The sequence below is a fragment of the Labilibaculum sp. genome (assembly GCF_041595635.1).
Classification (GTDB): domain Bacteria; phylum Bacteroidota; class Bacteroidia; order Bacteroidales; family Marinifilaceae; genus Labilibaculum.
The window spans coordinates 17725-35562 of sequence record NZ_JBFHJW010000023.1; the positions used below are offsets into that span (position 1 = coordinate 17725).

At 36.4% G+C, this 17838-nt stretch carries 15 protein-coding genes and 2 tRNA genes; 10 read left to right on the top strand and 7 right to left on the bottom strand.

Going from position 1 to position 17838, the window contains the following annotated elements:
* Positions 1-219: 219 nt before the first annotated feature.
* Positions 220-3294 (bottom strand): DUF2723 domain-containing protein, encoded by a 3075-nt coding sequence (locus tag ABYT26_RS08660; protein WP_372752914.1) that lies wholly within the window; start codon positions 3292-3294, stop codon positions 220-222.
* A gap of 165 nt (positions 3295-3459) precedes the next feature.
* Between ABYT26_RS08660 and ABYT26_RS08665 the strand changes: the two genes are divergently transcribed.
* Positions 3460-3530 (top strand) — tRNA-Gln (locus ABYT26_RS08665).
* A gap of 54 nt (positions 3531-3584) precedes the next feature.
* Here the strand turns inward: ABYT26_RS08665 and ABYT26_RS08670 are convergent.
* Entirely contained in the window at positions 3585-3956 is a 372-nt protein-coding gene (locus ABYT26_RS08670; RefSeq protein WP_372752916.1) for a hypothetical protein, read from the bottom strand.
* A 156-nt stretch (positions 3957-4112) separates the two neighbouring features.
* On the opposite strand from ABYT26_RS08670, the gene ABYT26_RS08675 reads away from it, so the two are divergent.
* Positions 4113-4183, top strand: a tRNA-Gln gene (locus ABYT26_RS08675).
* A gap of 30 nt (positions 4184-4213) precedes the next feature.
* Here ABYT26_RS08675 and ABYT26_RS08680 read toward each other — a convergent pair.
* Complete coding sequence (locus tag ABYT26_RS08680) at positions 4214-4486, bottom strand: acylphosphatase (RefSeq protein WP_372752918.1); 273 nt, start codon at positions 4484-4486, stop codon at positions 4214-4216.
* Positions 4487-4654: 168 nt separating this feature from the next.
* On the opposite strand from ABYT26_RS08680, the gene ABYT26_RS08685 reads away from it, so the two are divergent.
* Positions 4655-5533: a radical SAM protein gene (locus tag ABYT26_RS08685; protein ID WP_372752920.1), complete on the top strand. Its 879-nt coding sequence runs from the start codon at positions 4655-4657 to the stop codon at positions 5531-5533.
* 38 nt (positions 5534-5571) lie between these two features.
* Here the strand turns inward: ABYT26_RS08685 and ABYT26_RS08690 are convergent, their stop codons facing one another.
* The gene (locus ABYT26_RS08690) at positions 5572-7224 is read right to left on the bottom strand and encodes a glycoside hydrolase family 43 protein (RefSeq protein WP_372752922.1); all 1653 of its coding nucleotides are present in this window, start codon (positions 7222-7224) and stop codon (positions 5572-5574) included.
* Positions 7225-7702: 478 nt separating this feature from the next.
* Here ABYT26_RS08690 and ABYT26_RS08695 point away from each other — a divergent pair, with 478 nt between their 5' ends.
* A complete protein-coding gene (locus ABYT26_RS08695; RefSeq protein ID WP_372752924.1) occupies positions 7703-8095 on the top strand; it encodes a pyridoxamine 5'-phosphate oxidase family protein in 393 nt (130 codons plus the stop codon).
* Positions 8096-8347: 252 nt separating this feature from the next.
* Here ABYT26_RS08695 and ABYT26_RS08700 read toward each other — a convergent pair whose 3' ends face one another.
* From ABYT26_RS08700 to ABYT26_RS08710, 3 genes are all read right to left on the bottom strand, one after another.
* Positions 8348-8500, bottom strand: a complete 153-nt coding sequence (locus tag ABYT26_RS08700; protein ID WP_372752926.1) for a hypothetical protein — start codon at positions 8498-8500, stop codon at positions 8348-8350.
* 161 nt (positions 8501-8661) lie between these two features.
* Positions 8662-9186 (bottom strand): hypothetical protein, encoded by a 525-nt coding sequence (locus ABYT26_RS08705; protein WP_372752928.1) that lies wholly within the window; start codon positions 9184-9186, stop codon positions 8662-8664.
* Between the two features lie 30 nt (positions 9187-9216).
* Positions 9217-10563, bottom strand: a complete 1347-nt coding sequence (locus tag ABYT26_RS08710; RefSeq protein ID WP_372752929.1) for a deoxyguanosinetriphosphate triphosphohydrolase — start codon at positions 10561-10563, stop codon at positions 9217-9219.
* A gap of 417 nt (positions 10564-10980) precedes the next feature.
* Here ABYT26_RS08710 and ABYT26_RS08715 point away from each other — a divergent pair, with 417 nt between their 5' ends.
* From ABYT26_RS08715 to tsaB, 6 genes are all read left to right on the top strand, one after another.
* A complete protein-coding gene (locus tag ABYT26_RS08715; RefSeq protein WP_372752931.1) occupies positions 10981-11694 on the top strand; it encodes an ABC transporter ATP-binding protein in 714 nt (237 codons plus the stop codon).
* Positions 11695-11731: 37 nt separating this feature from the next.
* Positions 11732-12985, top strand: coding sequence for an ABC transporter permease (locus ABYT26_RS08720; RefSeq protein WP_372752933.1), 1254 nt, complete (start codon positions 11732-11734; stop codon positions 12983-12985).
* 26 nt (positions 12986-13011) lie between these two features.
* Positions 13012-14262: an ABC transporter permease gene (locus ABYT26_RS08725; RefSeq protein ID WP_372752935.1), complete on the top strand. Its 1251-nt coding sequence runs from the start codon at positions 13012-13014 to the stop codon at positions 14260-14262.
* 32 nt (positions 14263-14294) lie between these two features.
* Positions 14295-15416 (top strand): efflux RND transporter periplasmic adaptor subunit, encoded by a 1122-nt coding sequence (locus ABYT26_RS08730; RefSeq protein ID WP_372752937.1) that lies wholly within the window; start codon positions 14295-14297, stop codon positions 15414-15416.
* A gap of 112 nt (positions 15417-15528) precedes the next feature.
* Positions 15529-16890 carry a TolC family protein gene (locus ABYT26_RS08735; RefSeq protein WP_372752939.1) on the top strand — a complete coding sequence of 454 codons (1362 nt, stop codon included), beginning with the start codon at positions 15529-15531 and terminating at the stop codon, positions 16888-16890.
* Positions 16891-17116: 226 nt separating this feature from the next.
* Positions 17117-17836 carry a tRNA (adenosine(37)-N6)-threonylcarbamoyltransferase complex dimerization subunit type 1 TsaB gene (tsaB, locus tag ABYT26_RS08740; protein ID WP_372752941.1) on the top strand — a complete coding sequence of 240 codons (720 nt, stop codon included), beginning with the start codon at positions 17117-17119 and terminating at the stop codon, positions 17834-17836.
* The last annotated feature ends 2 nt before the right edge of the window (positions 17837-17838 follow it).

Consider the following 17838-nt stretch of genomic DNA (forward strand, 5'->3'; position numbering starts at 1 on the left):
GAAGTTAGCACTTTTGCCATAAACTATTCATCTTTATTATGTGAAAATTACTTAACAGGCCTTCCTGCTATGTCTTTGAAAAGCAATCCTTCTTAACTCTTTCAAATAAAGCAAAAAGGATTGCTAACAACTTAAAAAAAATTCACAAAATAAGAATACCAGAAATGAAGAATGGCTGCCTTAAAAAAAAGCAGCCATACCTTATTTATAATTAATTTTTTATTGCTCCGAAGCAGATTTAAAAAGCAATTCAAATTTCAATTGCAGATCTTCACGTAGCTTCGTTTGCTCGCCCATATCGGCCAAACTTAACAGCATTTGTATTACATGTACTTCGCGCTCCTGATCGTTTCGAAAAGCATTGGCATTTTGAACATCTAAACTTAAATAATAGTCCATCTTATCGTAGGATTGCTGTGCCATTTGCTCCAACAGATTATTGGCTTTATCTACGGCATTGGCTCGGTAATATTCCTGAATAAAACCGACAAGTGTATTGTCGTAAGGAATTTTGCTTGTTGGCAATTCTTCCATGCATCGATCTAAAACCGCAATTGCTTTTTCGTTCTTTCCCTCATCGTTAAGAGCACTAGCCAAACGACAGTAATTAGAACGGAATGACATAATATTCACTGTTAAAATATGAAATTGATCGATGTAAACATCAGGATCTTTTATTCCTCCAAAAGTGAATTTATTCATGAAATTATCATACAAAACATCTGTATTGATATGTCCGTATTGATTTCGCTCCGTTTTTGTTTCAATAGGAACCAAACGGTAAGCTGCTCCTTCCAGCTGGAAGTATTTCTGCAAGCCTAAAAAGCTATCCTCACCCATTCCAACCGAAAAATAAATCGGACGCTCCCAATTGTTGTTAGCAATGATATCATACACCATCACATCATTTTTATAGAGGTAACTTTTATTCACCTTCCACTCCAATCGATCCACAATTAGATGAGCATCTTTTGGTTGAACCGTACCATTTGCAATTACCTTGGCCGAATCAACAGGAATGTAAACATTTTTCCCTGGAAAATAATCCAATTTTTTTCCCGATTGGGTTTCCACTTTTGTAGCCTCATTATCGCTTGCTACAAATTTCACCATGTCAATTAAAAGCTCTGGATCTTTCAATCGTTCCATCACAGGAACCTGATCGCGAATTCCTGGCTCCACCTTATCTGCTGTAAGGGTCATAGGAATAAAGTCCGAATCGTAAGCTTTTGTTCTCATTTGATTAATATACCAATCGCCAGCCAAAAGACTCAAATTTACAATTCTAATATCGCGACGAATGCCTTCCACTTCTTGCGCATACCAAAGTGGAAAAGTATCGTTATCGCCGTAGGTAAACAAAATAGCATCGGGAGCACAAGAATTAAGGTAATCTTTCGCATACGCCAAAGTTGCATATCGTCCCGAACGATCGTGATCATCCCAATTTTGCTGAGCCATTAAACCCGGAACGGCTACTAAACAAATAGCAGTTACAGCTCCTGCAGCAAGAACGGAAGGACCTTTTTTACTTAGCAATTGATACAAGCCCATCACACCCAAACCAATCCAAATGGCAAATGCATAAAACGAACCTGCATAAGCATAATCACGCTCACGTGGCTGGTAAGGTGCTTGATTTAGGTAGACAACAATCGCCAATCCGGTAAAGATAAAAAGTAGTAAAACCACAAAGAAATCTTGCTTTCCTTCCTTACTCGACTTATAATGATAAAACATCCCAATTAATCCCAACAAGAAAGGCAGAAAGAAATAAGTATTACGCGATTTTTTATTCGCCATTTCCGGATACAATTTATCTTGATTCCCAACTTTCATCTCATCGATAAAATCAATACCCGAAATCCAGTTTCCTCTTAAAATATCGCCATGTCCCTGAATATCATTCTGACGACCTACAAAATTCCACATAAAATAGCGCCAATACATGTGTCCCACCTGATAGCTTAAAAAGAACTGCAGGTTAGATGCAAAACTTGGTTTATAGAGCGTTTCTCCATCAGATGTCATTATGGGGTTATCCTTTTTAATATCGCCCCAATACTCATACTCCCGAATATGAGCTGATCTGGAACTATACATACGAGGAAAAAAAGTATTGAATCTTGAATCGAATTCGTATTTCTGTTTGTGAGAAGCAACAATGTAACGATCCTTGCCTTTTTTATCCTTTTTTTGAATATAGATAGGATTGGTTTCTACCAAATCGACCGCTGGCGCATTGTAATATTCTCCATAAACCAATGGACGATCACCGTACTGCTCTCGATTTAAATAGGAAAGCAAAGCAAATACGTTATCTGGATTATTTTCATCCATGGGTGGATTTGCCGAAGAACGAATCACAATCATCGCAAAAGAGGAGTAACCAATCATGATCACAACAAAAGCTGTAACAATGGTATTTAAAACAACCATTCCCTTTTTTATCGAGAAATTAATTGCCCACACCACAAGTGCAATTAGAGTAATTGCATAAACAATCACCCCACTATTATAAGGCAAACCTAATTGATTCACAAACAACAATTCAAACCATGAAGCAATTGTAATTACCCCCGGAATAATACCATACATGATAACACCTAGAATGAGCACTGAAAGCAAAAATGCTCCGATAATACCATTTCGTGTAGGTGTATATTTTTTAAAATAGTAAACAAAAATAATGGCAGGAATCGCTAATAAATTCAACAAGTGAACCCCAATAGATAAACCCATTAGGTAAGCAATTAATATAATCCAACGATTTGCATACCTCTCATTTGCTACATTTTCCCATTTTAGTATGGCCCAAAAAACCACGGCTGTAAATAGAGAAGAAGAAGCATATACTTCTCCTTCGACTGCCGAGAACCAGAATGTATCGGAAAATGTATAAGCCAAAGCTCCTACTAAACCTGTTCCCATAACGGCAATCAGATTTCCTTGAGAAAGTTCACCTTTGTTACTCACTAATTTTTTAGCAAGATGAGTAATGGTCCAAAACAAAAATAGAATGGTAAAAGCCGATGCTAAAGCTGACATGGAGTTCACCATTAGAGCCGCCTGAGAAGAACTGGGAGCAAAAAGAGCGAAAAATCGCGCCATAATCATGAATAAAGGAGCTCCTGGAGGATGCCCAACCTCTAAACCATTGGCCGTGGTAATAAATTCGCCACAATCCCACAAACTTGCAGTAGGTTCCATAGTTAACAAGTAAGTTAGCGCAGCAATCACAAAAACCAGCCAGCCTAACAAACTGTTAACCAAATTGTAATTAGATTTCATCATGTATCTATTTTCGTTTATTATTTTCTTATGTCGTATAATATTTGGAACGAAAATAGTCAATTTTAAGAGTTCCCCCGAATTATGCAGGAAAATTTTCCACTTTTTGTTTGACCAAATAAAAAAAGTATTACATTTGCAGAGTCTTTGGAAAAAGGCAATTCTGATTGTCCCGTGGTGTAATGGTAACACACCTGGTTTTGGTCCAGGCATTTAAGGTTCGAGTCCTTACGGGACAACAAAAAAAGCTTCGAAAATTTCGAAGCTTTTTTTTGTACCTATACCCCTTAGGTTCAGGCATCAACTACCTTTTCGAACTTAAAACTACCCGCTACACCTTGTGTATCCAAACTATCACCTTCAATAGTCGTTTCATTAATCAACATCCCATCCCAAGAATCCAATTCATAACGAATCTCAAAATCGGAATGAATCACATCATATTCGATTGCTTTTAATTGAATTCGATTGACCGTGATATCACCTTCCAATTTTTCCTGAATCATAAAAGTATCTTCATCTTCGATATTCTCAGAAAAAATGATTTTTCCACTTAGCTTTTTGCCATCCTGAGTCAATAAAAGCTCTCCTTTGGCCTTTCCATAGCCATAATCTTCCTCGTAAAGCCACTTTCCTGTTAATGATTCTATTTTTTTTTGCTCCATTTTTTTTACCCTTTCAAATTGACAATCAGAATAATTACAATTACAACACCCTAACAAAGATGCAAAGCTTGTAATTTTTTTGCATTTTTTGGTTTCGGCTAATGAATATTTCTACTATATTTGCAGCGTCTTAATCAGAAATGATTGACAGGGAATTGTCCCGTGGTGTAATGGTAACACACCTGGTTTTGGTCCAGGCATTTAAGGTTCGAGTCCTTACGGGACAACAAAAGCTTCTGATTTATCAGGAGCTTTTTTTATTTGATTACAAAACCAGTGTAATCCTGATCTGGTAAATTACAAATAAAAACATCCTTTACTCTCGCCCAATCTGGACCTTTCCGACACCAATCACAAAATAGTTCAATAGCCAAACTTGTTCCTACAACCTCGACATAAACCGTGCCATCTGATAGGTTTTTTATAAAACCCCTCAAACCAAAACCAATCGCTGCCTCTTTGGCATGATACCGAAACCCTACATTTTGCACCCTACCCGACACTCGTATGCTTATCGTCTTTTCGTACATCTCCTAGCATTTTCATCACAAGATAGAAAATTAAACAGATGAGAAATGAATAATTAGAAATTAAAAATGCATTCCCCACCCTCTTCTAATTCATAGTGTAACTAAGCTAAGTCTGATATCAGTTACTTTCTCCTTGATACTTGAAGCTTCTTTTTCTATTTTTACCACATGATCAATTATCACGAGCCCTTATTTCGCCCTCCTAGCGAGGCACTCTCTTTAATTCTTCAGATAACTTTAGGTTGTGCGTGGAACCAGTGTGCTTTCTGCGAGATGTATAGCAGTAAGCAATTCAAAATCCGTAAAGAGGAAGCTATTTTTGCTGACATTGAATCCTTGTCGCGATATGCAGATCGGTACCGGAAGGTATTTTTAGCCGATGGAAATGCCATGGTACTTTCTTTCGATAAACTTTCGCGAATATTAGATCAATTACAGACTAGCTTTCCACGACTCACGCGTGTATCGGCCTACGCCTTACCAAAAGATATTGAAGCAAAAAGCGACAAAGAACTACAACTACTAGCCCAAAAAGGACTAAAATTGCTCTACGTAGGCATAGAATCGGGCGACGATGAACTTTTACACAGAATTCACAAAGGAGAAAACTTTGCCAGTACTAGTCACGCACTGCAACGAGCACGAAAAGCTGGAATCAAACTTTCGGTAATGATTATCAACGGTTTGGGGGGAAAGAATTATTCACAACAGCATGCTCTTGAATCTGCTAGAATCATCAACGAAATTCAACCCGAATTTCTATCGACTCTTGTGCTCAGCTTTCCTTACGGCGAAGAACATTTTCAGAACAAATTCGAGGGTGATTTTATCCCTTTAAATCCCATTGAGCTCATTGCCGAAATGAGAATCTTTATCGAAAAATTGGAATTATCTCAAAGTATTTTTCGCAGCGATCATGCTTCCAACTATTTAGTACTTCGGGGAAATTTTCCTCGCGATAAACAGGAAATGCTAAAGCGTATTGATGCTGTAATAAAGGATCCAGCCAATGCCCGCTTACGATTAGAGCGGATGCGAGGCTTGTAGTTTTTCGGACGATTACAATACAAAAATTACTATATAAATTAATGATTTGAAGAAGCATACATTCCAATGTAAGTTCCCACAAATCCTCCTGCTACCATAGTGCTTAAAAGTCTTGCATCGATATTCTCGCCAAAAATTATCCAATTTTCTGCATCTAGCGAATAGTAAAAGTCATAATATCGCCCTTTGCCTTCTATTTTTAGCTTTATACTTCCTTCTGCAAATAACTCTGATTTTTCAATCAAAACTTTTGCAACTCCATTCTCATATGGCACAGCTTTCTCTAATTGAAGAAAAATACGCCCATCATCCTGTAATTTTCCAAAGAAAAAATGATGTGCTTCATTCTGAAAACATACTAATCCTGCAGCTTCTTGATCCTTTGAGGGATGAAAATCTAATTCTACCTGTGCTTCAAAATTAGTGTGCTGCTGTCGACGGCCAATAAAAGCAGGCTGGCCAAAATCACGAATATTTACGGGTAAGCTTTCGAGCTCCAATCTTTTTTGCTTCGTATTAATTACGTAGCATTTATTGTATGGCGTTCGAATAAAATTCCAATCTGCTATTAGTTCCTCCGAATCGAAATTATCGGTATGAATAAAATTACCATTGGGAACACAATCCGCAGCATTATTTGTGGAAGGTAAACCCGTATTTTCCTGAATCAGTTCCACTTTCCTATCTGTTTCTAAAAACAAAGGCCATCCATTTTTCCAGCTAACTGGCACAAGAAAACTCTCTCTACCGGTATTAAAACAATCATCGTCATAAGGCCGACAGCCCAAAAATACGCCCCACCATTTTCCATTTTTGTCTTCAATCATATCGGCATGACCAGTGCAGGTTATTGGCTTTTCCCTTTTCGGATTTAGCTGTCGCTGCGATAAAATCGGGTTCTGTTCGTACGGCATGTAGGATCCTCCAACTTCCTTACTTCGAAAAATTACCTCAGAATGATTCTCGGCAGTTCCTCCCTCAGCGCACATCAAATAGTACTTCCCTTCTATTTTATAAAGATGCGGCCCCTCTATCCAAATAGGATTTTTAGAGAGATCAGTACCTCCATTCACAATTATTTTCCCTTCCCCTATCACTTTATCCATCGCCACATCGTATTCCCACATGCGTATGGTACGATGTCCGTCATAACGCGATTTTTCATCGGGTGTAGAGTTGTGAACGATGTATGCTTTCCCATCCTCATCGAAAAACAAGGCAGGATCGAATCCTTCAATTTCGGGCAGCAGAATCGGATCACTCCAGGGACCTGCAGGATCTTTTGCCTTCACCAAAAAATTCTCTATTCCACCCACAAGGGTGCAAATTAGGTAAAAGCTATCGTTAGCTTTATTGTAGCTAATATCAGGCGCAAAAATTCCCTGCGAAATATCTAAACCCTCTAAATTCAAGTGATCAGGACGATTTAGTACATGTCCCAACTGTTGCCAATGCATTAAATCGGTGCTCCGAAAAATCGGTATTCCCGGAAAAAAAGAAAAACTAGAGGTCACCAAATAAAAATCGTCTCCCTTTTTACAAATAGAAGGATCGGGATAAAAACCCGGAAGAATCGGGTTGTAAAACTGATTCGAACTCAATTCATTATTAGAATAAAAATCATCCTTCCCTTCATATCGGAAATGAGAAAAAAAAGCTTTTGAATTAGGAGAACTAGAAGTTGTTGGCATGAGTTTTAAATAAAAAAAATCCCATTTCTGAAAAATGGAAAAATTCTACAATCGATATTTTAAAAGAATGCCAATATAAGAAAAAGACAGACAATGTTTTTCTTCAACCTACTTCTACTCCAATCTTGAGAACAAACCTGTCTAAGCCTTTTCAATTCCTCTATTTACACTGTAATTGCAAAGGAAGCATGGTAGTGTAGCAATGTCACAATTTCCACAAAAAATACTGCCCTAGCCCTAAACTGGCTTCTTCTTTTTTAAAAGAAAAACAGATGAGCTTATTGAAGTATTATACAAATTAAAATTTTCCTACTATATTTATAATGAGAATATTCTCGTTATAAATATTGTATAAGTGCTGTACATATTTGCTCTTTTTTACAATTTATGCTATAAAATTTAATCGTTACTAATATCTATTTGCATGAAATTGATAATTCAACAGTACTTACTACTATTTTAATTAAAAACATTACTAATGAAAATGAATAAAACATTACCTAAAGCCGTTAAATTAGCTTGGGAAAACAAAAAAGCGGAAGCTATTTTTACAACGGTATCAGAAGATTCAATCGCCAATTCTATTTATGTGACCTGTACATCTCTTTATGATGGCAATAAAATTATTGTTGCAAATAACTTCTTCGATAAAACGATGACGAATATTTTAGCTGGTAGTAAAGGTTCAATTCTTTTTATAACAAAAGATGATAAACCGAAAGCTTACCAAATAAAAGGAAGTATTGAGTATATAACCAAAGGAAATGCATTTGATAATATGAAAGAATGGAATCCAAAACACTTACCTGGTCATGGTGCCGCCGTTATTACAATCGAAGAAATATACTCGGGAGCTGAAAAGATACAATAGTAACAAGAAAAATACGTCCATCGATATACTTTATTAATGATTATATGGGCGTATTTTGTATTAAAGCATATCGCATGAATTAAAAATACAGTAAATCGACAAATAGTACAAAATTCCAGATTCAACTTTTTCAGGAATCATGATAAAATCCGAAAAGTAAAAATAGTTTGGGCAAAACTTTCCACTCTAAAACTTGTAGAAAGAACACTTTCTGTACTCAATATAAGAAAGACAACTCAGTAATATGATTGACTATTTAATAATCATAAATTTCTTTTTGTCGCGCAAGCGACTCCAGTCTCTCGAATTCATCGAATGAATGATCTTGGTTGTCAAATCAACCACTACAAAATCTTCATTTTGGGAAAAAGTGAACAACTCTTTCATTTTTCTTATCATTTTCATCTACTTAATTTTATCGATTCTTAAACAAGCTAAATTTAAGACGATTAAAAGATAATCTCAAGCTATTTTGCTATGATTTAACAATCAAGTACTATAGCTTTCTAAAAACGTTCTTTCAGTTAACATTCACGTATTCTCAATTAACTATTTGCATTCTTCCACTAATCAATAAACTCAAGAGTATTAAAAAAGATATTCTTTTTATCTACCAAAAATTGTTTCATTCGCGTAGGACCACCAATGGCAGCTTGGTAAATGAATTTTTTTCGGAAAAAGAACCTCTTGTAGTAGGTATACTCATGTTTGCCTACCAACTGCGTGTAAACAATTTCCTTTCCCAACATTTTTTGATAAGCAACGGATTGCTCCGAAACCAATATGGCATCTCCAGTCACCAAACTTGCTTCCTTCATTTGCTCGTAATATTCGCTAGGATCGGAATAGGTAAAATCCAATCCTATATCAGAAAAGTCCGAAGCAACCACTCCAAAAACCGTTGCAGCATCCTTATAACCAAAAATCTCGACTTTAATTCCATTAAGTTCACGCTCCTGTATTGTCGGATTTTCAGGCATTTCAAAGCTTATTTTGGATTTCTCAGAGCCTGATCTCACCCAATCGCTTTGCGCGAATATACTATTGGTGACCCACAAAAAGATCACCACTATAAAAGTTATTTTTTTCATTTGATTTTTTTTCACCTAACTAAGTCGCTATTAATTAATTCCTGGCAATTCTATTCCTTTAATGGTTCGGTACAAGTCCAAAGCAAATACATCGGTCATCCCAGATATAAAATCAAGTACCGACATCATTTTTTCGTAGTCATTTCCTTCACCTACATTATATTGCTCGGGAATTAAGGAAAGTAGGTTCTTCGAATAAAAATTCCCTGGTTCGAACACTGCATTTACAAATTCATCGAGTAATGTTCCTAAAATTTTATAACCTGCCAATTCAATTTCCACCACCGAACGATGACGGTAGATTCGTGAAATAGCTACTTTCGTGCATTTTTGGTAGGCCATTAATGAAACCTCATCCACATTTTTGATCAATGTAGATTGAAATTGACCTTCCATAATTTCCTTGTAATGATCCGCAAATACACCAACACATTCCCCAATTAATTTTCCAATAACTCCAGCCCGCATGTAGGCAATTTGCTCATTAATATCAGTAACCTCCTGACAAGTTTCCTCAATTCTCTTTAAACTACTCTTGTCCCTTTCGGGATGATAAAAAGCAAGAAGCAAATCTTTTGTTTCCTGAGTGGTTAATATATTCAACTTGTGCGCATCCTCAATATCCATAATTTGATAACAAATATCATCGGCTGCCTCTACCAAATAAACCAAAGGAAAACGAGCAAATATTCCTGGTGAAACTTCGGGAATTCCAAGTTCTCTTGCTATTTTTAAATAATCTTCCTTTTCCGATTGAAAGAAACCATATTTTCTCTTGTTTACTTGCGCAATTTTATTGCTCTCCCATGGATACTTCACAATGGAGGCAATACTTGAATAGGTAAGTGCAAATCCACCATTTCTGCGGCCATGAAAAGCATGCGTAAGCAAACGCAAGGCATTCGCATTGCCCTCAAAATTGGTCAAATCCTGCCATTGCTCTGCAGTAAATTTATTTTTCAGATTTTTTCCTTTTCCATCTGAAAAATAGTGAGACAAGGCCTTCTCTCCTGAATGACCAAAAGGAGGATTTCCCAAATCGTGGGCTAAACAAGCACCAGCCACAATGCTACCAATTTCCTTTATTTCATGATTGTCCTCCACCAATTCCAACTGAACTAACATATCTGCCAAAGCATTTCCTAAAGATCTACCTACACTAGATACCTCTAGGCTATGAGTCAATCTATTGTGAACAAAAATACTTCCTGGCAAAGGAAATACCTGTGTTTTATTTTGTAGTCGTCGAAAAGGAGATGAGAAAATCATTCGATCGTAATCGCGCTGAAATTGCGATCTCACATCTGTCTGTTTGCCTGAATAAAATTGACTCTCCTGGCCAAATCGTTTTGCCGATAGTAAACTATTCCAATTCATTATTTCCCATTTAATAGACCCAAAATTACACTAAAAATTGGCTTTGCCTGTATGCCATCCTATTAATTCACATTTATTAAGATTATATCCTTTAAGAAAACAAAAAATCACCTAAAAAGTTGTACATTATCGTACACGTTATGTAATGAAACTGAACACATATAAAATAAGACACTCAAAGTAACAAACACATAAAACACTAACAATCAAACCTATTATTTCAATGGCACAGCTATTGATTAAAAAATAGAACATAAAAATAATTTATCTAGTTCCATTTTTTCATTGCCAAAATAATCTTATCAGTTAAAAAAACACTTTTATCGATATGGCAATACGTTTATCTAAAAAAATTTGAACTATTATGTGTAAATAGTAATATTGTACATAGATCTTTTTTCAATATCAACAAATAGCATGATTCGACTACAAAACATTCACAAATCTTACATTACTGGCACGAACAAACTACATGTTTTAAAGGGAATTGATTTGCATATTAAAGAAGGCGAATTGGTTTCCATCATGGGGTCTTCTGGCTCTGGAAAATCTACACTACTTAACATACTCGGACTTTTAGACAATCACGACGAAGGCATTTACCATTTAAATAATGAGGAAATAAAATCCATGAGCGAGACCAAAGCCGCTAAGCTTCGGAATAATCTTTTGGGTTTTGTATTCCAGTCTTTTAACCTAATTGCGTTTAAAAATGCTGTAGAAAATGTTGCTCTTCCTTTATACTACCAAAAAGTTTCCCGAAAAAAAAGGAACAAAATGGCTTTAGAATATCTAGACAAAATGGGTCTTAAAGAATGGGCCGAACACATGCCTAATGAACTTTCTGGGGGACAAAAACAACGTGTTGCCATTGCCCGATCGATGATCACTCAGCCTAAAATTATTTTAGCTGATGAACCAACTGGAGCTTTAGATTCAAAAACTTCGGTTGAGGTGATGGACATTCTGAAAGAAATTAATGCCTCGGGAATTACTGTAATAATCGTAACACACGAAAACGACATTGCCCACATGACCGATCGAATCATCAACCTAAAAGACGGCCTCATTGAATCCATCATTGAAAACAACCACTCCAGGAATGTAAAATCGATAAACGTATCGCAGTAATAAACAAGGCTACCAAAATCTAACCCAGAATTTTACCATGTTCGACAGAGATAAATGGCAAGAAATATTTAGCACCATTAGTAAAAATAAAACCAGAACCCTACTCACCGGTTTTTCGGTTGCAACAGGTATTTTCATGTTGATTTTTTTACTGGGAGCCGGAAGAGGCCTTCGAAATGGCATGACAAATGTTTTTGCTCAGGATGCTACCAACAGTATGCAAATATATGGCGGTAGAACAACGATGGCATACAAAGGAACTCCGGAAGGAAAACGAATTCAAATGGTGAACGACGACTATTTGAATTTGAAAAAGTCCATCGAAAAAATTGATGCGATTTCAGCCATGTCTTACATTCCCGGAGCAGAAATAATTTCCTACAAAAATAACTTCGGAAACTTTAATGTATCTCCCGTTCACGACACTTACAAAAAAATTAAAAACTTTGAAATTCTTCAAGGTCGTTTTCTAAACGAAAAAGACATTCAAGAACATCGAAAAGTAGTTGCCATTCAAGATGCAGTTAAAGAAGTTCTTTTCCCAAAAGAAGAGGCCATTAACAAATTCATCAACATCAATAATATTAAATTTAAAGTCGTTGGCGTTTTTAATCAGCCTAGCTTCGATGAAAGTTCTCGCGACATATACATACCCATTACAGTAGCTCAAAAGATTTTCAACAACAACGATCATCTTCAAAGAATTTCCTTCACACTGAATGATGTCTCTTTGGAAGAAAGCCTAGATATAAGGCAATTTATTACTTACCAGCTCGCCGCCAAACATGAATTTAGCCCCGAAGATAAAAATGCCCTTTGGATTCAAAATAATATTGAAAATTCACAGACATTTACATCTATTTTTAGTGCTATAGAAATGTTTGTTTGGATCATAGGAATTTTTACCATTTTACTCGGAGTCATTGGCGTTTTCAACATCATGATGATTGTTGTAAAGGAAAGAACCAAAGAAATTGGCATTCGAAAAGCCATTGGCGCTTCGCCCCGCTCGGTAGTCGGCATGATTTTAATGGAAGCCATCTTTATTACCGCCGCCTCGGGTTACTTTGGCTTAATTGCAGGTGTTGGCCTGCTTGAAATCATCAACAAGTTCGATCTCATCTATAAAATATATCCACCAGCGGCTATCTACTTTTTAAACCCGCAGGTAGATTTAGGAATAGCCATGGGTGCAACTTTGGTTTTAATAGTAACAGGCACATTAGCTGGATTTTTCCCAGCACGAAAAGCAGCCTCAATTAAACCTATTGAAGCCTTACGAGACGAATAATAACTTGGACTAACACAACAAATCAGATGTTCGATTTAGATAAATGGCAGGAAATCACCGCCGCCCTTAAAAAGAATAAACTAAGAACCTTTCTAACCGGTTTGGGCGTGATGTTCGGAATTTTAATTCTGGTAACCTTACTTGGTATTGGTAGAGGGTTTCAGAACCATATTCAATCCTCTTTGGGAAATTTTGCAACCAACTCGACTGTTTTTTGGGTCGAAAAAACAACTATGGCTTACAAAGGCCTACCTCGAAACCGATCCTACCAATTCAACAATGATGATTTAATCGCTTTAAAACGCTCTATTCCTGAATTACAGGATATTGCTCCAGATATCAGTGGCTGGAGTGGAAGTGCAACAAACAATACTTTTCGAAAAGATAAAAAAGGCAATTTTAGAATTAAGGGTACTTCACCCCAAATGAACAATGTAAACCCTGTTGAAATAACCGCTGGACGGTTCATCAATGAAAATGACCTGAAAGAATTTAGAAAGGTAATTACCATTGCTCCAAGAGTACAGGAATTAATGTTTGAGAAAGACGAAGACCCCATTGGACAATACCTGAAAGTGAACGGAATTTATTTCAGAATTATTGGTACCATTAAACCTCTTAGTCAGAATATGGGAATGCGCGAAGATGTCGTACAAATGCCCTTCACAACTTTACAGCAATTGTACAATCAGGGCGATAAATTCTATGTTTTTCTGGCCACAGCAAAAGTGGGTGAATCAGTTGCCAAATTAGAGGATAAAATATTTGAAATTCTTGCCCGAAGACATTCCATTCATCCAGACGACCGACAAGCAATTGGTAACTTCAACATCGCTAAAATGTTTAATAAAATATTTGGCCTTTTTAATAGCATTGGCTTCCTGTTTTGGGTGATTGGTTTAGGAGTACTTCTTACTGGTATTATTGGAGTGAGCAATATTATGCATGTGGTGGTAAAAGAAAGAACCAAAGAACTGGGCATTAAAAGAGCCATTGGTGCCAGTCCTATTTCTATTGTTGGTCAAATAATCAACGAAGCGGTTTTCCTAACCACTTTTGCAGGATTTTGGGGCTTAGTACTAGGAGTTTTGCTTGTAGAAGCAATTGGAAAATTGACCGAGGGAGATCCTAACCCTCAAATATTAAATCCTTATGTTGATATTAATGTAGCATTTATAGCACTCGGAGTTTTAGTGTTTTTTGGTGTATTAGCCGGATTAATTCCTGCACAAAGAGCCATTAAAATTAAGCCCGTAGATGCACTAAGATACGAATAGTCATAATTTATAATCCGAAAATAGTCCAAATCATGAAGAAAGCTTTTAGAGTTACATTGGTTGTCTTTTTAATCCTCCTTTTTCTAGGAACCCTCGTTTTCCTATATCAAAAGTCGCAAGATCAACCCATTATTTACAACACAAAATCACCGGAGATTACCGATATTCTGAAAAAAACAATTGCAACAGGATCGGTTGTTCCCCGAAAAGAAATCGAAATCAAACCTCAGGGAGTTTCTGGAATTATTGAAACCTTGTATGTTGAAGCAGGGCAAACGATTAAAAAAGGCGATCGCATTGCCAAAATTAAGATCATTCCTGATATGATTAGTTTGAATACTGCCGAATCGAGAGTAAACATTGCTCAAATTAATTATGAAGATGCTGAAATCAATTACAAGAGAGACAAATCTTTATACGATAAAAAGGTGATTTCAGAATCTGATTTTCAGAAAACACAACTTTCTTTTAGAAATTCGGAAGAAGAATTGCAATCGGCTCAAGACAATCTTCAGCTTATTAAAGAAGGGGTAAGTAAAAAGTCTGCCAGTGCCACCAATACCATCATCCGATCGACTATTGAAGGGATGATTCTTGACATTCCCGTGAAAGAAGGGAATTCAGTAATTCAAAGTAATACCTTTAACGATGGAACAACAATTGCCATTGTAGCCGATATGGGCGAAATGATTTTTCAAGGTCAGGTAGATGAAACCGAAGTGGGAAAAATTGTTCAGGGAATGAACCTGGAACTAACCATTGGTGCCATCGAAGACGTGAAATTCGATGCTCATTTGGAATATATTTCGCCCAAAGGAGTGGAAGATAATGGAGCCATTCAATTTGAAATTAAAGCTTCGGTTAAATTAAAGAAAGACTTCTTTATCCGTTCTGGATACAGCGCCAATGCCGAAATTGTTCTAGACAAACGTGAGCAAGTGTTAGCCGTAAACGAGAGTCTTCTCGAATTCAAGAACGATTCCACATTTGTGGAAGTAGAAACTTCGGAACAAGAATTCGAAAAACGATATATTAAAACTGGACTTTCGGATGGAATTAATATTGAAGTATTGGAAGGAATCACCAAAGACGACAAACTAAAAGGAGAAAAAAAGAAGAAAATTGAACAAATAAAAGAGGAAAAGGAAGAATAAAATAGTCCTTTTATGGGTTTTATTCCTTTAGAAAATAGAACCCATATAAACATTTACTTTTCAATACAAAGCCTGATTAGTTCTTTCGGATCTAAAAAAAACAGAAATACTCATGAGAAAAATAGCCTTACTTATCCTTGTTTTCGCCTTTTCCTTTTCGGGGATAAAAGCCCAGGAAAAATGGAATTTGGAGAAATGCATTAGCTATGCAAAGGAAAATAATATCAGCTTAAAGCTACAAGTGCTGGATGCTAAAACACAAGCGAATAACACCAATCAATCGAAGCTAAACTTACTGCCCACACTTAATGGAAGCAGTTCATACAACTATGACTATGGTCGTACCCTAAATGCAAACAATACCTATACCGATCAGAACTCAAAAAGCGGCTCTCTCTACTTATCATCAAACATGACCCTTTTTAACGGACGCCAGAAATGGAATACGCTAAAGCAGGATCAACTAGATTTGTTAGCTTACCTGCAGGATGTGGAGAAGGCAAAGGAAGATTTAGCCCTAAACATCACCTCCTACTATTTAGATATTCTGTATAAAAAAGAATTGCTTCAGATAGCTGAGGAACAACTTAAAGTAACTCAACTGCAAATTAAAAGAAGCGAAATTTTAGTAGAAGCGGGAACCATACCCAAAGGAACCTTAATGGAACAAACAGCTCAGGCTTCGCGGGAGGATTTAGATGTGGTAAATGCCGAAAACTCACTTGACATTGCCCTACTCGACCTGGCTCAACTCCTGGATTTAGAAGATACAAGAAGCTTTGACATAGTAAGTCCTGAACTTCCTGTTTTAAATGCAACAAAATCGATGATCGATCCGGAATCGGTATTCATTAATGCATTAACTTTTCGTCCTGAAATTAAAGCCGCTCAATATCGTTTAGAAAGTTCCGAGAAAGGCTTATCTATTGCAAAAGGACAACGTTCACCCTCTTTATCCATGCATGGATATTGGGGTTCCTACTACTCCAACGATTATCCTGAATATGGAACTGATAGTGATGGTTCAACCGTTATTTTTCGTCAGGAAATGAAATTGAATGACCAATTAAAAGCACGTGAATGGAAAGAATTTGGTTTTTCGCTAAGCATTCCCATTTTTAATGGCGGAACGGTAAACAACGATATCAGCAATGCAAAAATAAGTATCGATCGCTCCCGTTTGAATATGGACAATTCGAAAAATACCTTACGCAAAGAAATTCAACAGGCGCACGTTAATGCAAAAGCGGCCATGAAAAGCTTCTTCTCTAGCGAAATAGCAGTATCATCAACCGAAGAGGCTTTCCGCTACACCGAAGAAAAATTTAATTTAGGTCTCCTAAATTCTGTAGATTACAATCAGGAAAAAAACAACCTATTTAAAGCAAAATCAGATTTATTACAAGCAAAATACGAGTATATTTTCCGAACTAAAATTCTAGACTTTTACAACGGTATCGAAATAAGTTTATAGTCAAGTTTCAAATTTAAGTAAGCTCTCAGCCAAATTTGGTTGGGAGTTTTTTTATTCGCCACAGAAATATTTGCAACAAAAATTCTCATCAAAAACAGGTACTTTATACCCTTTCGGTTCTTACTATTTCACAAATTTTCAATTGCTATTGGTATATATTTCAGTTCTTATCGTTTACAATTCCTATTTTATCCCTTATTTTGCAATGATTTTAAATGAAAAGAAAATGGCATTACTATTACATATTGAGACTTCAACTGCGGTTTGTTCTGTTGCTTTGGGCAAAGATGGCAGCTTACTTGCGCTTAAAGAAACCAAAGAAGGAATGAAACACGCTAGTCAGCTAAGCGTATTTATCGATGAGATTTTAAAGGAAAATAACTTAACTCCAAAAGATTTAGACGGCCTTGCCATTAGCATGGGACCTGGATCTTATACAGGTTTGCGCATTGGTGTTTCAACCGCCAAAGGAATTTGTTACGGGGCAAATTTGCCGCTAATTGCAATTAACACCCTGCAAGCCATGACAAAACCTTTGCAAGAAAACGCAACTTTACAAGCTCAAGTAAAAAATCCAAGCAAAGCCTATTACTGTCCAATGATAGATGCACGAAGAATGGAAGTTTACACGGCTTTTTTCAATCAAAAAATAGAACTCGTTAAAGATATTTCGGCTGATATTATCGATGAAAACTCTTATTCGAAAGAACTACATGAAAGAGAAATTATTTTCTTCGGAGATGGCTCATCCAAATGCAAAGAAGTCATCAAAAGCAAAAATGGCATCTTTCTTGATGATGTTACACCATCGGCAAAAGGAATGATTGAATTGGCCGAAACAAAATTTCAAAATCAGGAATTTGAGGACGTCGCCTATTTCGAACCCTTTTATTTAAAAGATTTTGTTGCTACTACTCCTAAAAAGAATATCTTTAATAGAATCTAAAA